Source organism: Pedobacter sp. Leaf216 (assembly GCF_001421515.1).
In the GTDB taxonomy this organism is placed as follows: Bacteria; Bacteroidota; Bacteroidia; order Sphingobacteriales; family Sphingobacteriaceae; genus Pedobacter.
In genome coordinates this window covers 1-23810 of sequence record NZ_LMKM01000014.1, presented here as the reverse complement: position 1 = coordinate 23810, position 23810 = coordinate 1, and the positions used below count along the sequence as shown (strand labels likewise).

The 23810-nt window shown below is 38.4% G+C and carries 12 protein-coding genes; 11 read left to right on the top strand and 1 reads right to left on the bottom strand.

What is annotated here, in order from left to right; genetic code table 11:
- Positions 1 to 147: 147 nt before the first annotated feature.
- Together ASE74_RS13185 and ASE74_RS13180 are read left to right on the top strand one after the other, a co-directional pair.
- On the top strand, positions 148 to 3354 hold the full coding sequence (locus tag ASE74_RS13185; protein WP_055909828.1) for a SusC/RagA family TonB-linked outer membrane protein: 3207 nt from the start codon (positions 148 to 150) through the stop codon (positions 3352 to 3354).
- 11 nt (positions 3355 to 3365) lie between these two features.
- On the top strand, positions 3366 to 4802 hold the full coding sequence (locus ASE74_RS13180) for a SusD/RagB family nutrient-binding outer membrane lipoprotein (RefSeq protein ID WP_055909825.1): 1437 nt from the start codon (positions 3366 to 3368) through the stop codon (positions 4800 to 4802).
- A 362-nt stretch (positions 4803 to 5164) separates the two neighbouring features.
- Here ASE74_RS13180 and ASE74_RS13175 read toward each other — a convergent pair whose 3' ends face one another.
- Positions 5165 to 5365, bottom strand: a complete 201-nt coding sequence (locus tag ASE74_RS13175) for a hypothetical protein (protein ID WP_055909822.1) — start codon at positions 5363 to 5365, stop codon at positions 5165 to 5167.
- A gap of 333 nt (positions 5366 to 5698) precedes the next feature.
- On the opposite strand from ASE74_RS13175, the gene ASE74_RS13170 reads away from it, so the two are divergent.
- The 9 genes from ASE74_RS13170 (at position 5699) to ASE74_RS13130 (ending at position 23292) form a co-directional block, all read left to right on the top strand.
- Positions 5699 to 6721 (top strand): GntR family transcriptional regulator, encoded by a 1023-nt coding sequence (locus ASE74_RS13170; RefSeq protein ID WP_055909819.1) that lies wholly within the window; start codon positions 5699 to 5701, stop codon positions 6719 to 6721.
- Positions 6722 to 6730: 9 nt separating this feature from the next.
- Positions 6731 to 8323: a solute:sodium symporter family transporter gene (locus ASE74_RS13165; protein ID WP_055909817.1), complete on the top strand. Its 1593-nt coding sequence runs from the start codon at positions 6731 to 6733 to the stop codon at positions 8321 to 8323.
- 386 nt (positions 8324 to 8709) lie between these two features.
- Positions 8710 to 11961 (top strand): TonB-dependent receptor, encoded by a 3252-nt coding sequence (locus ASE74_RS13160; protein WP_235526085.1) that lies wholly within the window; start codon positions 8710 to 8712, stop codon positions 11959 to 11961.
- Positions 11961 to 13892, top strand: a complete 1932-nt coding sequence (locus ASE74_RS13155; protein ID WP_055909815.1) for a RagB/SusD family nutrient uptake outer membrane protein — start codon at positions 11961 to 11963, stop codon at positions 13890 to 13892. Before ASE74_RS13160 ends, ASE74_RS13155 begins: the two co-directional genes overlap by 1 nt.
- Before the next feature lie 18 nt (positions 13893 to 13910).
- Positions 13911 to 15146, top strand: coding sequence for a DUF5000 domain-containing lipoprotein (locus tag ASE74_RS13150; protein WP_055909813.1), 1236 nt, complete (start codon positions 13911 to 13913; stop codon positions 15144 to 15146).
- A 28-nt stretch (positions 15147 to 15174) separates the two neighbouring features.
- Positions 15175 to 16395, top strand: a complete 1221-nt coding sequence (locus tag ASE74_RS13145; RefSeq protein ID WP_055909812.1) for a DUF4998 domain-containing protein — start codon at positions 15175 to 15177, stop codon at positions 16393 to 16395.
- Positions 16396 to 16649: 254 nt separating this feature from the next.
- A complete protein-coding gene (locus ASE74_RS13140) occupies positions 16650 to 18989 on the top strand; it encodes a glycoside hydrolase N-terminal domain-containing protein (protein ID WP_055909809.1) in 2340 nt (779 codons plus the stop codon).
- A 2-nt stretch (positions 18990 to 18991) separates the two neighbouring features.
- Positions 18992 to 21034, top strand: a complete 2043-nt coding sequence (locus ASE74_RS13135; protein ID WP_055909806.1) for a hypothetical protein — start codon at positions 18992 to 18994, stop codon at positions 21032 to 21034.
- Positions 21035 to 21081: 47 nt separating this feature from the next.
- Entirely contained in the window at positions 21082 to 23292 is a 2211-nt protein-coding gene (locus ASE74_RS13130; RefSeq protein WP_055909803.1) for an alpha-galactosidase, read from the top strand.
- The last annotated feature ends 518 nt before the right edge of the window (positions 23293 to 23810 follow it).

The window sequence follows — 23810 nt, the reverse complement described above, 5'->3', positions numbered from 1 at the left end:
GTGTAAGCCCTGTTAGCACTGCTCCAGGTTAACAGGCTTTTTCTAGGCTAACCAATCCTTTATTAATTTGAAAATTAACACGGTTTAATCGTGGTGGAATCGTTTTGCCCAAATTATTATCCCTTTTACTAATTATTAACTACACACATGTTTAAATTTATTAAATCAACAGCGTTTATTCTGCTGCTCTTTATAGCACAGCAGCTATCCGCTCAAAATGCAACGGTTTCCGGTACGGTAAAATCGGCAGATGGTGAAACACTTCCCGGTGTTTCCATTCTTATAAAGGAGACCAAGCAAACATCAATTACTGATGGTAAGGGCGCTTTTTCTATAAATGCACCCGATAAAGGTACTTTAGTATTCTCTTACATTGGTTTTAAAACCCAGGAAATACAAATCAGCAAAAATGGACCGATTTCGGTTGTATTGCAATCGAGCGATAATGCACTTGATGAGGTAGTGGTAACTGCGTTGGGTATTTCGCGACAAAAGAAATCTTTAGGTTATGCCGTTCAGGAACTTAAAGGACAGGATTTGGCTGAAGCGAAAGAATCTAACCTGGTGAATGCATTGGCAGGTAAAATTGCCGGTGTAAGGGTAACCAACAGTCAGGGCAGCATGGGTTCTTCGCGGGTGGTAATCAGAGGTGAAACTTCAATTGCAGGTAACAACCAACCTTTATTCGTGGTGGATGGGATTCCTGTAGATAATTCGCAGTTAAATTCGGCCGGGGCAAGAGATTATGCCAATACCATCTCGGATATTAACCCGGAAGATATAGAATCGATCAGTGTTTTAAAGGGCCCCAATGCGGCTGCTTTATATGGCTCAAGGGCTGCTGCAGGGGTGATTTTAATTAAAACCAAAACCGGGAAATCAAAAAAAGGATTGGGGATTGCCATTAACTCAAACGCTGTGTTAGAAACCTTATTAACGCTCCCTGTTTATCAAAATGCATTTGGTCAGGGATCGGAAGGTAAATTCAGCTATGTAGATGGTGCGGGCAAAGGCATTAACGATGGGGTAGATGAAAGCTGGGGGCCAAAATTGGATGGAAGATTAATTCCTCAATTCTTTTCTAAAGGAGTTGCTGTTCCATTTGTTGCACACCCGGATAATGTACGCGATTTTTTTCAAACCGGATATTCATTAAACAATGGTGTATCAGTTGCTGATGCAGGAGAAAAATACGATTACCGGATTTCGTACAATAACCTTAAACAGGTAGGCATAGTGCCAAACTCAGGTCAGGGAAAAAATTCATTTGTATTAAATACATCTCTAAAAATAACACCAAAGCTTACGTTAACGGCTAATGCCAATTATAGCAAACTCAATTCAGATAATTTACCTGGCACAGGTGGTTCACGATCAACAAGTACGATGTTGCAGTTTACGTGGTTTGGCAGGCAGGTTGATATTAACCAGTTGAAAAACTATTTAGACGAAAATGGAAAAACGTTTAACTGGAACAACAGTTACTATAGCAATCCATATTGGGTGGCTTATGAGAATACTGTTTCGCAAAACCGTAACCGGATTATTGGAAGCTTGGCACTGAATTATAAAATTATCGATGGCCTTGATTTTAATTTCCGATCGGGTACCGATTATTATACCGACAGGCGTAAAGTAAGAATTGCTTATGGTACCAATGGAACGCCATTCGGCTCCTATACAGAAAGTGCGTTTGCGGTGAATGAAAATAATACCGATGCAACATTAAACTTCAACAAACAGCTAAATGAAGATTTTAGTCTGGAATTGTTGGGTGGTGGTAACATCCGTAAACAATCTATTGAACAAAACGATCAGAGTGCGCCTAAATTGGCCATTGCCGGATTGTACACGCTTAAGAACTCACGCGATCCTTTAATTTCTTCAAATAATTTATCGCGTTTAAAATCATATAGCGTTTATGCATCCGGGCAGATAGGATTTAGAAATTACCTTTTTGCCAACATCACCGCCCGTAACGATTGGTCATCTACTTTACCTGCACAGAACAGATCTTACTTTTACCCATCGTTTAACGGAAGTTTTGTAGCTACCGAAGCTTTTGATATCAAAAGTGAAGCCCTTAATTATTTAAAAATCCGTGGAGGTTGGTCTAAAGTGGGTAAAGATGCAGATCCTTACCGATTGATTAATACTTATGCATTTGGTGCGCCATTTAATATCGATCCGGAATTACTTAAGTTATACCCTGATATTGTAAGTGCTAACCCTCAGTTAAGCCCTGGATCGATAGATTTAAATCCCAATTTAAAACCAGAAACTACAACTTCTACCGAACTGGGTGTTGAAGCTGTGTTTTTTAACAAAAGGTTACGTTTCGATTTAAGTGCTTATAATACAAATAGTTACAATCAAATTTTGGCGGCCGATGTAAGTCAGAGTACAGGTTTCAGTTCAAAACTACTTAATGCCGGAAAAATTAACAATAAAGGGATCGAAGCACAGTTGGGTATTACACCAATAAAAAAAGCTTTTACATGGGATATTGATTTCAACTTTGCAGCAAACAGAAGCAGGGTAATAGAATTGGATGCCGAAAAATTATTAACCAACTATGTTGTGGCATCAAGCACAGCGCAGGTAATTGCTACTGTTGGGCAGCCTTATGGTTCGCTTTTCGGAACAGCCTTTTTAAGGGATGGAAACGCAAACATTATTGTTAATGCTACAGGTGCACCTGCTACAAATCCTAATAAACAGGTACTTGGAAAATATACACCAGATTGGATTGGTGGAGTATACAATACTTTTACTTATAAAGGTTTAAGCTTAGGTGTTTTGGTTGATGCAAGCATTGGTGGTTCTATCTACAATGGTACTTACTCAACTGGTACCTATACAGGTGTATTGGCTTCTACATTGCCTGGCAGGGCGGCAGAATATGGTGGTATATCTTATTATTATCCGGATAACAAGAAAGAGAATGGAACAGTTAGGGTAAATGGAACTGCACCAGCGGGGGTTACTGTTTATGATGATGGGGTTATTTTTGATGGCGTAACAGCTGATGGTAAGCGCAACGAAAAGATATTGCCCGCTCAACAATATTATAAATCATTCAGAAATATTGATGAATCAAGCATATTCGATGCTTCTTATGTTAAACTTCGTGAGGTGAAGTTAAGTTATAACCTGCCCGCCAAATGGCTTCGTCCGCTAAGTTTACAAGGCGTTTCAGTATCGCTTGTTGGCCGTAACCTGTGGATCATCCACCGCAATACAGTAGATATCGATCCAGAAGTGGCTTTTAATACTGGTAACGGTCAGGGTTTAGAGAGTTTATCTAATCCCAGCACACGCAGTTACGGCATCAACTTAAATGTTAAATTTTAAATATTTCGATCATGAAAAATAAAAAACTATATATACTCGCCATTTTAGCTATTGCATTTGCATCTTGCAATAAGGAGCTTGATGAAGTAAATATCAATCCGAATGCTCCGGAAATTCCATCACCAGATTATTTATTAACGGGAGCCATCAAAAACACGTCAGATACTTACTGGGGAACTACCAATAATCTTAATTCGAGTTTGCTTTTCGTACAACATTGGGCTAAAGTTCAATATACAGAAGAAGATCGGTTTATCTATTCGAACAGCAGTTTTACCGCCTTATGGGCTACAGGATATGCGCAGAGTATAGCAGGTTTAAATAAAGTAATTGAGCTGGGCGATGCACAGGCGAACCCGAATTATAAAGGTGTGGCACTTGTGCTTAGATCATGGGTGTTTTTATTGCTTACTGATGCTTATGGCGATATCCCTTATACCCAGGCCGGCAAGATTAAACAGTTTGTTACGCCTGTTTATGATAAACAAAGGGATGTGTACTTCAATATCTTAAATGATTTGAAATCTGCACAAAGTGTATTGAACGCTACTTCAGGTGCTCCAAAAATTTCTGGCGATATCCTTTACGGTGGAAACATTACACACTGGAAAGAATTTGCCAACTCATTACGTTTGCGAATTGCACTGCGTATTGCAGATAAGGAACCTGCAAAATCCAAAGCAGTTATCGACGAGATTAATGCCGAAGGAGGAAGCTATATCAATAGTAATGTTTTTAATGCAAAACTAGTTTACCAGGCTTCACCACAACAAAATCCGGTGGCTGCATCATTCGAAACCCGTAATGATTACAGGATCAGTAAAACCATTGTTGATAAACTTATTGGTTTAAATGATCCACGATTGCCAGTTTATGCCAGTAAAACGGAAAATGCGCCACAAGGATATGTTGGTATACCGAATGGCTCTACCAACTCTGAAGCGAGTGCGATTGGTTTGGCAAACTCTTCAAAACCAGGTGCTTATTTTTTAAACCCACTTGCGCCAGCAGTAATTATAAGTTATGCCGAAGTGCTTTTCGATAGGGCAGAAGCAGCAGCACGCGGTTTTACTTCAGAAAATGCAGCAGACTTATACAAACAGGCCATTATAGCTTCGTTTAACCAGTATGGCATAACAGGAAGCCCTGTAGATGCTTACCTTAACCAAGCAGCAGTACAATACGATGCTGGTAACTACAAAAAATCTATCGGTGAGCAAAAATGGATTGCTTTATTTGGTCAGGGTTTAGAAGCCTGGGCAGAACAAAGAAGATTGGATTATCCGCAGTTAACGGCTTCTGTAAATACGGTGTTGAACGGTAAAATTCCGGTACGTTTTATTTATCCAGGTACCGAGCAATCGTTAAACGGTCAGAATTATAAAAATGCAGTGAGCAACCAAGGACCAGATTTATTAACCACCAAACTTTGGTTTGATGCTTTTTAATTAAATGATGAGTAACATGAATATCTTAAACAGATAGGTTTACGTCATTAAGAGGAGCGAGGCAATCTTAATGCGCTGGCTAGTAGCGATCGTTTTATGATTGCTTCTACGTTTCTCCTCGCAATGGCAATAGCTTTACCACTGCAAACAGCTAATAATATAGTGTTGAAGGGTTTGTTATAAGATTTCTCCGCTTTGCTTCGGATAAAATAACGATTGATGGATAGATTTTATCAATGAGAGGTAACAGGAGAATTTCAATAAAAAAAGCGTTCCAAAATTAAATCGGAACGCTTTTTTTTATTTAATCTTCAAAGAAAGAGATACCTCACTTCTGGAGATTCCTCTTTTTTTCGAGGTATTCATCTCGCTAAATCTTCAGCAGCATTGCTCGCCCTATTTTTTAAGTCTTCAGTATATCCTTTTGCTTTATCAGCCCATTGCGGTGCTTTATCCAATAATTCATCTACGATTGATTGTCCAGTGATTGGATCTTTCTTAGTGATATATTTAACGCCTGCATATACTGCAGCGCCAATAATTGCTGTTTTTAAAATTCCCATGTTCTTTTCTTTTTTTTTATAATTAACATTTCAGAATCACTAAAAGTTTTAGATGATTTTGAAGCCTAGTTGTTACAAAGTTTTATCTTACTGGCAATTAATAGCCATTAGCATAGCATTATATAGGCTACATTTAAAATAATCGGCAGATACCATGGCGTTGGTTATAGCAGCATTAAATTGTAAATTACTATTTAAAAATTAATGATCATTTTATAGATCAGCCTTGAAAGATCGGCTTGCATGATAAATATTACATACATAATCATGATTAAATTTATATATTTCGGCCTAATTAACCTCCTATAAATCGATTAAACCAAATATTGCTGCATGAATAAGGAAAAGCTGTTCAATGAAATCAAAGAGTTGAGCATCATAAATTCTTTCTCGAAGCACGAACAGCTTGTACAGGGAATCATTAATGGCTTAAACCATAAGTTAATTGCCAAGGGCGATATTTTGCCTTCGGTAAACGAAATGATGAGAGAAACCGGTTTCGCTAAAGAAACCATCGGTAAGGCCTATAAGGAGCTGATTAACAGGGGTATTTTGGAGTCGAAAAACAGGATGGGTTATTTTGTAGCTACTGACGATACCGAGCAACACCTTAAAGTTTGTTTGTTAATTTATGCATTTGATACTTTTCAGGAGACTTTTTACCAGAATTTTCGTGATCATTTAGGCGAAAACATCCAGGTTGATGTATATTTCCACCATAACAATTTTAGTGTATTCGAATCAATCATTAACAGCAATAAAGGGCAGTACGGCCTGTATGTTGTAGCCCCGATAGAAAGTGAGGCTGCCAAAGCGGTATTGGAACAGTTACCTAAAGAAAAGTTGCTCATCGTAGATCGGTACATAGCACTTAAAGGCGAATATTCGTACATCGTTCAAGAATTTAAGAAAGCATCATACAACGCTTTTTTACAACTTGCCTCCAGGATCAAAGAATTTTCTCAGTTTGTTTTCTTCTTTAAACCATCATCGGCCGAACCGAATGAAGTACTGCTTTCTTTTAAACGTTTTGTGAAAGAATTTAAAATTAACGGGGTAATTAAAAACAGTTATGAACCGGGAAGCATTGAGCGTGGAAAGGTTTATTTTACCATTCACAACCTCGAACTTTGGGAAATGCTTAAAGATACCAAGGTGAAAGGATTGAAAGTGGGCAAAGATTTAGGCATTCTCTCTCATAACGATGATAACGTAAAAGAGATCATTTTTGATGGAATTACCACATTTTCGATTGATTTTGCCGAAATGGGCCGTTTAGCAGCCGAATTTGTGCTCAACCTGAAGCCTATAAAACATGTAATGGAAAATAAACTTATCAGAAGAAATTCTCTTTAACACCATCGCGTGGGTACTACAGCAATCATTAGCTTTATTTTGTTTACGGTACTTGCCGCAACAATATCCTATTTCAAAACAAGGAAAACACAGCGCACCACCATCACTGGCTTTTTCTTCGCCAACCGAACAAACGGCTTTATTATTATTGGGGCTTCGCTTTTTTTTAGCAACATCAGCGCCAATCAGTTTATCGGCGAAAACGAATCGGTTTACATCAATAACATGTCGGTAATAGGGTGGGGAATCTCATCTATTCTGGCCATGATCATTGTATCCGAATTTTTTATTCCTATTTATTTCAAAACAGGCATCCGTACCATTCCCGATTTTTTAGAGAAACGTTACGACAAGCAAACCAAAACGCTCGTGTCGGTCGTATTTCTTTTTAGTTACATCATAAACCTGCTTCCATCGGTACTTTATGGTGGGGCCGTTGCTTTTAGTAACCTGATTAACCTTTCGGGTTTTCACTTGTCGTATTGGGAAAGTATATGGATATTTGTATGGGTAATGGGTCTAATCGGTTCGGTTTATACCATTTTAGGTGGTTTTAAAGCAATTACCATTTCTGATACTGTGCTGAGTGCCGGTATGCTCATTTTAATTGTAGCCCTGCCTTATTATGGATTGCGTTATTTGGGAAATGGCGATTTCTTTGGTGGACTTTCTACCGTACTCTCTACCAAAAAAGAACACCTTAACTCAATTGGGAATAACAGTGATGCCGTACCATTTTCGACCTTGTTTACAGGAATGCTGATTGTTAATCTATATTACTGGGGGATGGAGCAGTACATTATTCAGCAAGTGCTGGCGGCTAAAAGTTTGGAAGAGGGGCAGAAAGGAATTGCTTTAACCTGTTTTGCCAAATTGCTGTGTCCGTTACTGATTAATATACCCGGTTTAATCGCTGTACACTTGTACCCCGTTTTAAGCAATACCAACCAGGTATTTCCGCTGCTGATTAAAGATGTGTTGCCTCCGGTTTTAACCGGTTTATCGGCCTGTGTGCTTTTCGGTGCTGCCATTACCACTTTTAATGCCGGGTTAAACAGTTCGAGTACTTTATTTCTTTTAAATTTATACAAACCCTTTAAAGAAAAACAAGGCCAAACCCTTTCAGATAAAAGTTTATTGCGTACAGGGCGGTTGTTTCAAATTGCGGTTTCACTTTTTGCAATGGTTTTTGCGCCATTTATAATTTTCTCTAAACATGGCTTTTACGAGTACCTGCAAAAAATAAGCGCAATATTTAGTCTGCCAATTTTTACAATCATTTTTTTAGGGTTTATTACCAAAAAAATGCCACCCATAGCGGCAAAAATCGGAATGATTTTCTTTATCACCTGTTACGTATTAAGCGAATGGGTATTTACCATTCACCTTCATTACCTGCACACACTTGCCATTATTTTCTTAATCACCATCGCATTAATGCTGATTATTTCTAAAATGCATCCCAATCAAAGTCCTTACACACTTGTTCTGGATAATAAAATAGAAATAATTCCATGGCGCAGCAGGCATTATTACCATGCAGTATTAATTTCGCTCATGGCACTCGTCTTTTTCATTTTTTCAAGCTACATACTGGCCTAAGCTGATTGATTATTCTTAAACGTTTTATTTAAGAAACTTGGATTATTAATTATTTTGTTTATCATTGTATCAGAAAATAATAGGATAGGATAGGATAGGTCAAAAACGCAATTGGTGATCTTTCTTTAACCATTTTGTTTCTCCTTAAAAAAAGGGCATGGGCAAATAAGATGTTTAAGTAACTGTTCTTCAATCCTAAGCATATTTTCTATTAACCAAATAATCCAAAATTATGAGAAATTTTACTACATGTGCAGCAATGCAAACCATTGCTTCGATTGCAAAAAGATGGCGAACAGAATTACAAAATCTTACAAGAGATTAATTCCTGTCTATTCACATCTATCTACAATTTTTTAATTCATCATTTAAAAGCTAATTGGCAAATGAAGCAATTATTTTTGTTTTTTAGGCACCTTTCGGTGTCTGGCAGGCTAAAAAATGCATTGGTATCGGCAGGTACGGTACTTGTATTTTTCCTGATTTTTATGCCTGTAAAAGGTTATTCCCAGGTGGGAAAGAAAACCATTACAGGTAAAGTTACGGATACTTTGGGAGTAGGGCTTCCGGGTGTAACCGTGGCAGTAGTGAACAAGGTTAATGTGGGTACCCAAACCGATAATAATGGTAAATATGTACTCGACGTAGCTCCGGGAGAAATCCTTCGGTTTTCATACGTGGGTTATCGCGAACAAAGAGCCACTGTTGGTACAGCTAACGTACTAAACATTAAATTGGCAGAAGAAAACATGCTTTCTGAAGAGGTTGTTATTACCGCCCTTGGCCAAAAGCAACGCAAAGAAGCTTTAGTAGGCTCGGTTACTACAGTAAAAGTAGGTAACCTTAAAATCCCTTCAAGTAATTTAACCAATGCACTTTCGGGACAGATTGCAGGTGTAATCGGTTACCAGCGTAGCGGACAGCCGGGACAAGATAATTCGCAGTTCTTTATCCGCGGGGTAACTACTTTTGGTTATAAACAAGATCCGCTTATTTTAATTGATAACGTTGAACTAACAAGTTCTGACCTTGCAAGGCTTCAGGTAGATGATATTGAAAGTTTTTCTATCCTTAAAGATGCAAGTGCTACAGCTTTATATGGCGCAAGAGGAGCAAACGGCGTAATTTTGGTTGCAACTAAATCTGGTAAAGAAGGGAAGGCGAAAATTAGTTTCCGTTTGGAGAATTCTGCATCCCAGTCAGTTCAGAGTTTACAACTTGCAGATCCGATTACTTACATGAGGCTTTTTAATGAAGCCACTATTGGAAGAGGAATGGATCCTATGTTTACGCCAAACCAGATTATCAATACACAGGCTACCATTAATAAAAGCCCTGGTTACAACGAATATGTTTACCCAGCGGTTGATTGGCTTGATATGCTGTTTAAAAAACGCACGAGTACGCAAAGGGCTAATCTTGGTATAAGCGGAGGCGGTGGCGTAGCCCGTTATTATATTGCAGGCTCTTATAACCTTGATAATGGTATACTTAGAGAAGATGAGCGGAATAACAACGATAATAATGTGAAGTTCCGCAATTATCAACTTAGGTCTAACATTAATATAGATTTAAGCAAAACAACAGAAATGGTGGTGCGTTTATCCGGTAATTTCAGTGAGTATAACGGACCTTTGGCTACAGATGGCGGTTTTTCTACCGATTTATACAATATCGCTGTACATACAAGTCCGGTTTCATTTCCCGCATTTTATCCAGCTGATGCGGCCAATCAGAATGCGCAGCATATTTTATTCGGAAATAGAGGTGGGGCGGGAGTTAACAGTATTCTGGATAATAATCCCTATGCTGCTATGTTACGCGGCCACAAGAATTCATCCGAATCGCGCATGTCTGCCCAGTTTGAAGTTAACCAAAAATTAGATTTTTTTACAGAAGGTCTTTCATTCAAATCTATTTTTAGCACAAACCGGTATTCTTATTTTGATTCGCAAAGAGCCTATTCACCTTTTTACTATAATATTGGTTCCTATGATAAACAAAGCAATACCTATGTTTTAAATTGGCTTAATTCATCTGTAACTGATGGTGCACCCAATATTGCACAAGAATATCTGTCTTATAACCCAGGCAATACCAATATCAATACTTTCCTGTATGCACAGGCATCATTAAATTATGATAAGGCTTTTGGCAACCATAATGTAAGTGGCACAGTAATCGGTACCGCACAACAAACTGTGTTTAGTAATGCAAGTTCATTACAAAATTCGCTTCCCTACCGAAACTTGGGTTTAGCCGGACGCTTAACTTATTCGTACAAGAGCCGTTATTTTGTTGAAACCAATTTTGGCTATAACGGATCTGAAAGGTTTTCGGAAGATCATCGGTTTGGTTTTTTTCCAACCATTGGTGCAGGATGGGTGCTTTCTAATGAAGAATTCTGGAAGGGTGGAATTTCCAATGTAGTTAATCGCTTAAAATTAAGAGGTAGTTATGGTATTGTGGGTAACGATGCTATTGGAGCACAACGTTTCTTTTATATCTCTGATGTGAATTTAAACGGTGGCGGAAATTATGCTCAGTTTGGTTTCAATGGTGGCTCTAACCGCAGTGGGGTATTTATTAAAAATTATGAAAATAAAGATGTTACCTGGGAAACATCACAACAAACCAATTTAGCTTTGGAAGCTACACTATTCAAAAACCTGAATTTAATTGCAGAGGTATACAATAACTATCGTTATGATATTTACATGAGCCGTGCAAATCTGCCAACTACACTTGGTTTAGAAGCCAGTGTGGGAGCAAATGTTGGTGAGGCTAGATCGCGAGGTATTGATTTATCATTAGATTACAAGTTTAATGTAAATGCGTTTTCTTTCGCTGTACGCTCTAACTTAACTTTTGCTAAAAATAAATACATTAATTATGAAGAACCGCAATGGGCAGAATCTTATAGATATACTACAGGGCAACCCATTAGCAGGAACTATGGTTACATTGCCGAACGATTGTTTGTTGATGATAAAGAAGTACAAAATTCACCCACACAAATCTTTTCTGCAAATGGTAAGGCTCCTCGTGCCGGCGATATTAAATACCGAGATTTAAATAATGATGGTAGAATTGACGAGGCGGATAAGGCTTATATAGGTTTTCCTCAATCTCCGGAAGTAGTATACGGTTTTGGATTTAGTTCATCATACAAAGGTTTCGATCTTTCTGCTTTTTTTACTGGTCAGGATAGAATGACTTTCTTTATCGATCCAACACGGGTAAGTCCATTCGTTCCCAGTAACCAGCAATACATTATAGGAAATACCCAATTGCTTAAAGATTTTGCCGATAATCACTGGTCGCCAGAAAACCAAAATCTTTATGCCCTTTATCCAAGATTGGCTGTAAACAGTGCCGATTTAGAAAACAATGCACAAACCAGTACTTGGTGGATGAGAAACGGGCGGTTGATGAGGTTAAAATCAGTGGAGTTTGGCTATACCCTCCCTCAGCGAATTTCATCAAAAATTAAGCTTAATTCCTGCCGGATTTACTTCAATGGACTGAATCTCCTAACCTGGAGTCCATTTAAAATGTGGGATCCCGAACAAGGTGGAAACGGCTTTGCCTATCCGATACAAAAGGTATTCAATGTTGGTCTTAACGTAACGTTATAATGAAAACGATAAAAAAATATTTCAAATACAGCTGCATTGTTTTAATCCTTTGCAGCACTGTATCCTGTAAAAAATACCTGGATGTAACCCCTGATGATATTGGTACGCTTGACTATGCTTTTAGGAATAGAAATGAAGCAGAAAATTACCTTTACTCATGTTATGCCTATTTACAAAGGATGAACGATGTAGCTTCAAATCCAAGTTTTACCACATCATCAGAATTGATATATTCCAATACCCTTGATAATTTCCAAGGATTTAACAGAACCGGCTTTAATTTGCTGCGCGGAACTCAGACAGCTGCAAAACCAGGTTTAAATACCTGGGATGGCGAAGAAGGAAGCTATAGCCTTTGGCGCTCCATCAGGATCTGTAATATCATGCTGGAGAATATTGACAAGCCAATTGATTTAGGTGCAACAGAAAAAAAGCGCTGGACCGCCGAAACTAAATTTTTAAAAGCCTATTATCATTATGTTTTGTTTAAAATGTATGGTCCAATACCGCTGATTAAAAATAATTTAGCTATAAACAGCACTACTGACGAGGTAAGAATCAAACGTGCTACAGTTGATGAATCGGTTGACTACATCGTATCGCTTTTAGACGAAGCAATTCCTGATTTACCAGCAGTAATTAACAGCCAGGCTACAGAGTTGGGGAGAGTAACCAGCGTAATTGCACTTTCGGTAAAGGCAGATGTGTTGGCAACAGCAGCTAGTCCACTTTTTAACGGTAATCCTGATTATATAAGCTTTAAAGATAAAGAAGGAATAAGTCTTTTTCCATCTGCTTATGATGCACAAAAATGGAAGAAAGCCGCTGATGCTGCCAAAGTTGCCATTACTGCAGCAGAAGCACAGGGAATTAAGTTATATACTTTCACTTCACCATCAACCGTTGGCAAATTATCTGATTCAATAAAAAGACAGCTTGATGTACAGAATGCTGTAGCAGAAAGATGGGAGTTAAACTCAGAAATCATCTGGGCATCAAATCCCGAATTTAATTACCAGGGATTTGCAACACCAAGACTTACAGCTAAATCAGCAGTAAATAATTTTTCAAATCCTTCCACTTTTTCTGCTCCAATAAGTACGCAAGAGCTGTTTTATACCGTAAATGGTGTGCCAATTACTGAAGATAAAACATGGGATTATGCAGGTAGAAACACCATAAAAGTAGGTGATAATGTCAGTAGATACTATATACAACAAGGATATGAAACGATAAAAGGTCATTTTGCAAGAGAAACCCGTTTTTACGCAGATGTTGCTTTCGATGGCGGAATTTGGTTTGGAAATGGACGAAACAATCAGGATGATCCTTCAAATCCCTTATACTATGTATCAGCAAGAGGTAACGGTTTTGCAGCACCGAGTGATAACATCAGATTAAACATTACAGGTTACTGGCCTAAAAAATTGGTAAGCTATGCTTCAGTTTATGATGATGGTTTTCAGCCTTCTGCCTTCCGTTTGCCATTGATTAGATTAGCAGGATTATATCTCCTTTATGCTGAAGCGTTAAATGAAGTAAACGGACCAACAGCAGAAGTATTCACTTATATTGATAAGGTTAGGCAAAGAGCTGGTTTACAAGGTGTACAGGCCTCATGGACCAACTTTTCAAGAAACCCCAATAAATTTAGTACCAAAGATGGTTTAAGGCAGATTATTCACCAGGAAAGACGGATTGAATTGTGCTTTGAAGGCCAGAGTGGCTGGGATTTAAGAAGATGGAAAGAGCTTCAGGCGGTATTGAACAACCCGATTCAAGGTTGGAGCATTAATAATGCCGAAGCAATTAACTATTATCGTCCAACAACACAGTTTATTCCGGTTTTTGGCTTAAAAGATTATTTGTGGCCAATTAAAAGCTACGATTTGGTGGTTAATCCAAATTTAGTTCAAAACCCTTACTGGTAGTTTAAAATATTTAAAGACATGAAGAATATTAAAAATAGTATTTACTTAGTCCTTATAATTTCCATGGCATTGAGCATTGCTGCCTGTAAAAAGATGGAAACCTATAACGATCCTGCTTCTTCAGATATGACGAAACCAGGTGTAGTATCCAATATTAAAGTTGAAAATTTTAATGGTGGCGCAAACATTACCTATGCATTGCCAAATTCCAAAAATCTGTTGTATGTACTGGCCCGTTACAAAATAAATGGCGTAACCACCAGAGAAACAAAATCGAGTTATTACTCTGATTCGATTATGGTAGATGGTTTTGCGAAAAAGCAAGGCTATGAGGTTACTTTGTATGCGGTAAGCAGGGCAGAGGTTAAATCAGATCCTGTTGTGGTAAAGGTAAATCCTGATACACCACCATATTTGTTAGCCAAACCAACCATTAACGCTGAGGCAGATTTTGGCGGGATAAAAATTACCGGCTTTAATCCATTAAAAAACAATCTAGGGGTTATTGTTTTAGGTGTAAATGATGCCAATGTATCTGATGTGATTGATCAGCACTATGGTAAAACTGATACAATATCCTATTCGGTAAGAGGTTATGCACCAATTCCAAAGAAAATCGGCTATTATGTTACCGATAATTTTGGAAATATCTCTGATACAACGTACAAAACCATTACCCCATTTTTTGAAACCATACTTGATCGGAATAAGTTCTTTCAATATAAACTTTCTTCGGATGGTGAGATTGCATATGGCTGGGATCTTCCTTATTTATGGGATGGTAAAACAGATGGCAACTCGAACGGATGGCACACCGCGCCAGGTGGTGCAATGCCTGCAATAGCCACCTTTGGCTTAGGCATCAGTGCAAAATTAAGCCGATTTATTTTATGGGAGCGGCCAGATGGTGGAGATAAATATGCCTACGGCCATGGAAACCCAAAAGTATTTTCAATTTGGGGATCTGATTTATCCAACCCTCGAGATGCGCAACTGCCATTATCAGCACCTGTTGGTACGGTAATCGGAGATTGGGTTAATATGGGCAATTATAATTTCCCAAATCCACCTTCGGGCTTAGCTCCTGTAGCACACACCACCGCAGATAATGATTTTGTAAAGGCAGGTGTAAGTTTCAATTTTCCGCTTACCGCCCCTAAAGCGCGTTATATCCGTTTGTCTGTAAGCACAACATGGTCTAACGGTACTTTTGCTCACGCAATGGAAATGGCATTTTATGGCGATCCACGGTAATAATGAATACAAAAGATAAATTTCAGTTATGAAAAATATATATAAAATTAGTGGGTTGCTATTGTTGCTGATAACAATAATCATCAGCTGCACAAAAGATGACCTTGCCTTTAAAGACTATTTAAAAGATGGTGAGATCGTTTATCCCGGTCGCGTAGCCAATATTGTAACAAAACCAGGTAATTTAAGAACAGCTTTATGGTGGAACCCAAGTCCGGATCCAAGCATTAGTAAATATGTGGTTTACTGGAACAACAATGCCGATTCAGTAGTGGTAAATTCTGGTAGCCACAATCCTTTAGATACCATTAAAGTAACCATTCCCAACTTAAAAGAATATACATATACTTTTACGGTATATTCTTACGACGCACAAGGCCATAAATCGATCCCGATTGAAGCCAGAAACGTTAGGGTATATGGCCCTTTATATCAATCAGGACTATTAAACAGGCCTTATAACGCAACAAATCCCTATGTTCTAAATGGAAACGGATCTGTACAGTTGAATTTTAAAACGCCAGATACCATTAATGTAAATACCATTGTTCGCTATACCAATACCACGGGTGCTACCATAGATAAAACACTTTTGCCTGCAGATACAGCTCTTACGTTAACCGATTATAAAGCAGGAACAAGTATATTGTACAAATCATCTTATATTCCAGGTAAGGGATCATTAGATGTGTTTGCCGTAAGCGATTTTTCTACCTTTCCTCAAATTTTTACTTATGTACTTTGCGACCGTTCGCTTTTTGCAGAAGTACGTTTGCCTGGCGATGCACAAACTTATGAGTCTGGCACAAGCATCAGCAAACTTTGGGACGGAAGCGTTGGCCCACAAGGTTATCCTAATATTTTTCACAGTGCAGGTAACAGCGGTATGCCACATGTAATTACCTTCGATTTAGGTAAAATTTATACTAATTTATCGCGTATAGAAGAAACCGGAAGAGATTGCTGTAATAATCCCGATCGCTTCGAAGTTTGGGGCACAGCCGATTTAAGCAACGCCACCACAACATTATCGACAAGTGATAATGGCTGGCCTGCACAAGCAATAAGCAAAGGATGGACTTTATTAAAAGATGTAACCAGAACCGATGACGGGAAAAATGCTTTTACTGCTGAGTTGGACAATGCAGGTAAACCGATTCGTTATATTCGCATCAGGATTAAACATGTAACAACTGGAGATGGGAATTATAGCAATATGAGTGAAATCAGGTTCTGGAACAAACAGTAATACCACAAGCGTCGTCATTTCGACTGTAACGCAGCCGGATGTTAAGATAGGAGAGAGCTATCTTAATAAATTTCTCTTCCTCGTTTCACTACGGTCGAAATGACGATTGCTTTAGTAGAAGGGATTAATTAATTGTAGTTACCTTGAATCTATTTCTGGGTGTACGATATATTATAGATGCTGAAATGAATTCAGCAAGAGGGTTTTTATTAACTTAAATCCATTACAAATTACAATAACACACAAATTCAAATATGCATCGAAAGTTACTGATCATTACTTCACTATTCTTCTTTTTAACGGCTAACTATGCAATGGCGCAACAAAAGCCGCTATTGCTTTGGTACGATAAACCTGCCAAAATATGGGAAGAAACCCTTCCTTTAGGCAATGGTAAACTCGGTATGACGCCTGATGGAGGCGTCGATAAAGAAAACATAGTACTTAACAACATTACCTTGTGGAGTGGAGGAAAACAGGATGCCAATAATTATGAAGCCTATAAGAGTTTGCCAAAAATCAGACAACTCATTCTTGAAGGCAAAAATGATGAAGCGCAAGAATTGGTTAACCGCAATTTTGTGTGCAAAGGGCAGGGCTCAGGAGGGGCAAACTGGGGTAAATATCAAACTTTGGGCAATTTGCAGCTTGAGTACGAATATCCTGGAGTTAAGGAAACAAAACCCGAAGCCTATAAAAGGACTTTATCACTCGATCAGGCAGTAGCTGTTACTGAATTTACGCTCAACGGTGTGAAATATAAGCGGGAATATTTTTGCAGTTTTGATGATGATGTTGCTGTTATCCGCATAACATCCGATCAGCCTAAAAAATTAAATTGCAACATTTCCATTAACAGACCCGAAAAGGCAACACTTGCCAGCCAGGGCAATGAATTGTTGATGTTCGGTCAGTTAGATAACGGAACCGATGGGAAAGGCATGAAGTACATGAGCCGGGTGAGCACAACACTTAAAGATGGCACGGTTACTAGCCAGGGCAACATACTTAAAATTAAAGATGCAACCGAAGTTATCATTTATGTTGCCGCTGAAACTGATTTTATTCATTCTGATTTCGAATCAAACGTAAAAAATATACTTCAGGCAGCAAAGAAGAAAGCTTTTGCAACTGAACTAGTCAATCATCGTGCAAACTTTGGTAAGTTATTTAATCGCTTAAAAATTAATTTGGGTGAAGGTGAAGCAGCAAAACTGCCTACAGATGTTAGGTTAGAACGCTTTTATAAAGATTACAAAAATGATGTATCGCTTAGTGCATTGTTTTTCCAGTTTGGCCGGTATTTAAGCATCAGTAGTACCCGGGTTGGGCTTTTACCTCCAAATCTTCAGGGTTTATGGGCAAATCAGATCAACACACCATGGAACGGAGATTACCACCTGGATGTTAACGTACAGATGAACCACTTCGCTATTGAGCCTGCTAATCTTTCTGAGCTTAATCTTCCACTGGCAGAATTGGTACGAAATTTAACTGCAAATGGTGCAAAAACAGCAAAAGCTTATTACAATGCTGATGGGTGGATTGCACATGTAATTACAAATGTTTGGGGATTTACGGAGCCCGGAGAAAGTGCATCTTGGGGTGCTTCAAATGCAGGTTCGGGTTGGTTATGCAGCAACCTTTGGGATCATTTTGCTTACAGTCGCGATTTAAAATACCTGAAAAGCATTTACCCAATTTTAAAAGGATCGGCAGCATTTTACCAGAGTGCATTGGTTAAAGATCCGAAAACGGGCTGGTTGGTTACCTCTCCATCGGTATCGCCCGAAAATAGCTTCTATTTACCAAACGGAAAAACAGCAAGCATTTCAATGGGACCAACCATTGACAACCAAATTGTGAGGGAGCTTTTTAATAACGTTATAACCGCAGCAAAACTGCTTAAGGTAGATGCAGCATTCAGTGCATCGTTACAAGAAAAACTAAAATCTATTCCACCTGTGGGTGTAATTAGTAAAGATGGCCGTATACAGGAGTGGTTGGAAGATTATAAGGAAACCGATCCACAGCACCGCCACATTTCACACTTATATGGCGTTTATCCGGCCGGATTAATTACACCAACATCAACGCCGGAATTGGCCGAAGCCGCTAAAAAAACACTCGAAGTAAGAGGAGATGACGGCCCAAGTTGGTCTATTGCCTATAAACAGATATTTTGGGCAAGATTACAGGATGGTAACCGTGCATTTAAACTTTTTAGAGAGATTTTAAAACCTACTTTACGCACCGATATCAATTATGGAGCCGGTGGCGGTGTTTATCCGAATATGTTATCAGCCGGACCACCATTTCAGATTGACGGAAACTTTGGTGCCACCGCGGCCATTGCCGAAATGCTGATCCAGAGTCATGATGGTTTTATCGAATTGCTACCTGCCGTACCTGATGCTTGGAAAACATTTGGCGAAATAAAGGGATTAAAAGCCAGAGGCAATTTTACAGTGGATATGAACTGGAAAAATGGTAAAATCACTTCTTATAAAATAGCTTCGGCATTACCCCAAAAGGTAAAAGTTAAAATAAACGGAAAACTGACCACCATAACATCGGTTAAACTTTACAACTGAACATGATTTTTAAATTTTTATTCAGGCATAAGTCGCTTTTAATATTAAGCATATTGATCTTTCTAATCAATCCGGCTTTTGCAACGGTTATAAATTATGGCAAAGCCGGAAAAATAGATTATAACCTGCAAACCGGTACTTTTAATGTGTACAATGGAAGCAAAAGCCTGTTGTTAAACGGTTTTTCTCATGCAAATATTAATCAAAAGATATTGAGCTCGAAAGAATACAAACAAATTAGCTATACCAAATCTTCAATTAAAGATGGTTTTGGAAAAGGTTTTAAATATAGTTTTCATTTAAAGCAGAAAGGTTTACCCGATATGCTTCAAATATTTTATACTTATAGCAATGCTGATTATTTTTTGATCGAAATCACATTAAAAGGAGATGATTTATCGAGTAACCACATGGTACCTTTAAGTGGATCGCTGATGGATGACGACACTTTGGATACACCCACAAGTTTATTTGTACCTTTTGATAACGATACCTTTATTTCGTACAATGCCAGCCCGCTGAAAAGTAATACAAGCAATCAAAGTGCAGAAGTTACAGCTTTATACCATGATTTATCTAGAAAAGGTATTGTAATTGGCTCAGTAGAACATCAGAATTGGAAAACTGGCATCATTACGGCTATGGATAAGGATAAAAATATAAGTCTGCAAGCCATTTCCGGCTTTACCGATGAGAAAATTACCCGCGATAAAATTGAACATGGTTATTTAAAAGGGAATGCCATTAGTTCGCCAAAGGTATTTTTTGGTGTTTTTGCTGACTGGCGCGAGGGAATGGAAACTTATGCGAAAGCAAACCGTATAGCTGAACCACCAATTGTTTTTAAATGGAAAGCGGCCACACCTGTAGGCTGGAACAGCTGGGGTGCCATGCAAGAAAAGATAACCCTAGAAAAGGCGAACCAGGTTACAGATTTTTTTGCCGATAGTTTGAAGGCCTTCAGAATTGGTGATGTGGCATATATCGACCTGGATTCGTATTGGGACAACCTTTTAAAAGGAGGTTTACATGGCGATTACTCAAAACTTAAAGCCTTTGCTGACCATGCAAAGGCTAAAGGATTGAAACCCGGTATATACTGGGCACCTTTTGTTGATTGGGGCTTTGCTGCGGGTGGAAAACGTGTAGCAGATGGCAGTTTTTATACTTTTGAGGGCATGTGGACAAAAGTTGGTGACGCATACCAAGATCTTGATGGTGCCCGGGCATTGGATCCCACACATCCGGGTACCCAACAGCGCATTAAAACCGTAATTAATAAGTTTAAGGAATGTGGTTTCGAAATGATCAAGATTGATTTTTTAGGTCATGCCGCAATAGAATCAGACCGTTTTTACGATCCCAAAATTACAACAGGTATGCAGGCTTACAAAGCTGGTATGGAATTTCTGCTCAAACAGCTGGATGGTAAAATGCTGGTGTACGCAGCCATATCGCCAAGTTTGGCTTCGGGACGATATGTTCATGTACGCAGAATTGCCTGTGATGCATTTAAATCAATAAAAGATACCGAATACACATTAAATAGCGTGAGTAACGGCTGGTGGCAAACTTACCTTTACGATTATATTGATGCCGACCATGTGGTTTTTGGCGATCAATCTGAAGGTGAAAATACAGCAAGGTTTTTATCGGCCATTGTTACCGGAACCTGCATTACCGGCGATGATTTTTCGCGCAAGGGCAAATGGACCAACACCGCACAGCGTTTGCTGAACAACAGCGAAATTTTAGATGTTTTGAAAAATGGAAAGGCATTTGTTCCCGTTGAAGGTAATAGCGGTAAATCTGCTTCGCAACTTTTTATAAAGGATACTAGCGGTGTAAAATACCTCGCTATTTTTAATTACGAAAATGAAGCGAAAGGTTACAAAATCGATTTTTCGAGAATAGGCTTAAATGCAACAGAAGTTTACCTTTCAGAAAACCTTTTAATCAAAGAAACTAATCAGCTTAAAAATAACCAGGTAATTAACCTAAAAGCCAAAGATGCTGTTATTTTTAAAATAAAACTTAAGCCCTAAAATCAACCAAATATCTATAAAACATTATTGAATTACTATTGAAAGAAATGAACAGATTACATCAACTTACCTATTATTTTAATCATGGCGCAGTGGCAATCGCCGTTTCACTTTTTACCCTCGCAACTGTTAATGCGCAAACCATAATTCCTATTGAAACCGCTCATAATGCGTTGGTTTTACAGGCAGATGCAAAAAAAGATCTTAAAACTATTTTCTTTGGTAAAAAACTCGCCAATAAAGAAGAATATAGCCAGGTTAGCGGTCAATATAAGCAAACAGACGATTACAGTGAACAACTTAATGCTGCCTACACCCCTTCGGGATCGAGAAACCTGGTGGAGCCTGCCATAAGTGTTACACATGCAGATGGCAATAATTCACTTGATTTAAGTTACGTTGATCATACTGTTACTGCCATTGATAATAATGTAAACCTGTTAAAAATCCGGTTGAAAGATCCTGCATACAATTTTGAGGTAACATTATTTTATAAATCCTTTTATAAGCAGGATGTAATTGAACAGTGGACAGAAATTAAACACAGCGAGAAAGGCATAGTGACATTAAATAAGTATGCTTCAGCCAATTTGCACCTTAAATCGCCACATTTTTGGCTTAACCAGTACCATGGTGATTGGGCAAAAGAAATGCAGCCTGAACAAAGTGAACTTACACACGGCATTAAAACATTGGATAGTAAGCTTGGTACAAGGGCCAATCTTTTCCAGCCATCGGTTTTTATGATTTCGCTTGATAAACCTGGGGAAGAGAATGAGGGTAATGTGTTATATGGTGCTTTGGAATGGAGCGGAAATTTTAAAATCGACCTGGAGCTTGATTATCAGAATAACCTGCGCATTATTGCCGGAATGAACAATTATGCTTCACCTTATAGCTTAAAACCTGGTGAATTATTTACTACACCAGCATTTTTATACACTTTTTCCAATCAGGGTAAAGGAGATGCCAGTAGAAAATTACAAAACTGGGCACGTAACTATAAAATACTCGATGGTAAGGGCAGTAGATTAACACTTCTGAACAATTGGGAAGCTACTTATTTCGACTTTAACGAACAGAAGCTTGCTGATTTATTAAAAGATACTAAAAAATTAGGTGTTGATTTGTTTTTGCTCGACGACGGATGGTTTGGAAATAAATATCCAAGAAACGACGACCATGCGGCCCTGGGCGACTGGCAGGAAAACAAAAAGAAATTGCCAAACGGCATCTCTTCACTGGTAAAGGAAGCAGATAATGTTGGTACTAAATTCGGTATCTGGATTGAGCCTGAAATGGTAAGCCCAAAAAGCGAACTGTATGAGAAGCATCCAGATTGGGTAGTAAAACAACCTAACCGACCAGAACATTATTTCAGAAACCAATTGGAACTTGATCTTTCGAACCCCAAAGTACAAGATTTTGTTTTTAGCGTGGTTGATGGTCTGTTTACCAAAAACCCTAAGTTGGCTTATATAAAATGGGATTGTAACGCGGTAATTTACAATGCCTACTCGGCACATTTAAAAAACCAGTCGCATTTTTATATAGATTATGTAAGGGGATTGTATACTGTATTACAACGCATTCGTGCAAAATACCCAACCATACCAATGATGTTGTGTTCTGGTGGTGGCGGCCGGGTAGATTATGGTGCTTTACAGTATTTTACAGAATTTTGGCCGAGCGATAATACCGATCCCTTAGAAAGGATTTTTATGCAATGGGAATATTCTTATTTCTATCCTGCCGTGAGCAGTTCAAACCATGTTACCGATTGGGGCAAACAATCTATCAAGTTCCGAACAGATGTAGCCATGATGGGAAAGCTGGGTTTTGATATTGTAGTGAGTAAATTACCCGAAAAAGAACTTCAGTTTTGTCAGGAAGCCATTAAAAATTACAACGATGTGAAAGCAATCATCTGGCAGGGCGATCAGTACCGTTTAGCCGATCCACGTTCCGGGAGTGTAGCATCAATGTTATATGTTAACGAAGAGAAAACCGAAGGTGTAATTTTTAATTACCAGGTGAATTACCGTTATGGTGAAAGTAGCAAATATCCGGTTAAATTAAACGGTTTGGATGCCAATAAAAAATATCAGATTAAGGAGATTAATCTTTTTCCGGGAACGAAATCGCCAATTGATGGAAGTAAAACTTATACAGGAGATTTCTTAATGAATATAGGTTTTAACCCAATTTTAAACACGGATAGGACCAGTGTAGTGCTGAAGTTTGAGGAAGTGAAGTGAAATTGAGCGATTGTCATAGCCAGGAGAACGATGAAGCAATTTTTCATGCTAGTAATTGTTTTAGAGATTGCTTCCGGTGTTGAAAAGGCTTTCTGAAGAACGATTTGGCTAAGGCCCTTCGACTACGCTACCATTGACAGATTCTAATAAAATGCGTCGTCATCTCGACTGGAACGCAGTGGAATGGATAGATCTATTACGTTAATTTCTCGGCTACGTTGGAGCGGTCGATATTGTGAGGCATGAATCAATCTTTCACGTTTCTTTACTCAATTTATTATTGGATCAATATACAAAGAGATGCTAAATTTTATTTAGCATCTCTTGAGTAAACTATCTTGTTTCAATATTTAACCTCTTCCAGGATAATACGTTTTCACATAATTAATATCGCCTTGCGAAATTGTGGTGTTGCTTGGTGTGTAAGCTCCCCTGTTTTTCAGACCATTCAAAAGTATAATTTTGTCCTCAAATTTCCTGTAATAAATCTACAGGAGATTTGAAGTTCAATGCTTGAT

Coding starts and splice junctions, on each gene's coding strand:
- ASE74_RS13185 (WP_055909828.1), top strand. CDS start 148: ATGTTTAAATTTATTAAATCAACAGCGTTTATTCTGCTGCTCTTTATA.
- ASE74_RS13180 (WP_055909825.1), top strand. CDS start 3,366: ATGAAAAATAAAAAACTATATATACTCGCCATTTTAGCTATTGCATTT.
- ASE74_RS13175 (WP_055909822.1), bottom strand. CDS start 5,365: ATGGGAATTTTAAAAACAGCAATTATTGGCGCTGCAGTATATGCAGGC.
- ASE74_RS13170 (WP_055909819.1), top strand. CDS start 5,699: ATGAATAAGGAAAAGCTGTTCAATGAAATCAAAGAGTTGAGCATCATA.
- ASE74_RS13160 (WP_235526085.1), top strand. CDS start 8,710: ATGAAGCAATTATTTTTGTTTTTTAGGCACCTTTCGGTGTCTGGCAGG.
- ASE74_RS13155 (WP_055909815.1), top strand. CDS start 11,961: ATGAAAACGATAAAAAAATATTTCAAATACAGCTGCATTGTTTTAATC.
- ASE74_RS13150 (WP_055909813.1), top strand. CDS start 13,911: ATGAAGAATATTAAAAATAGTATTTACTTAGTCCTTATAATTTCCATG.
- ASE74_RS13145 (WP_055909812.1), top strand. CDS start 15,175: ATGAAAAATATATATAAAATTAGTGGGTTGCTATTGTTGCTGATAACA.
- ASE74_RS13140 (WP_055909809.1), top strand. CDS start 16,650: ATGCATCGAAAGTTACTGATCATTACTTCACTATTCTTCTTTTTAACG.
- ASE74_RS13135 (WP_055909806.1), top strand. CDS start 18,992: ATGATTTTTAAATTTTTATTCAGGCATAAGTCGCTTTTAATATTAAGC.
- ASE74_RS13130 (WP_055909803.1), top strand. CDS start 21,082: ATGAACAGATTACATCAACTTACCTATTATTTTAATCATGGCGCAGTG.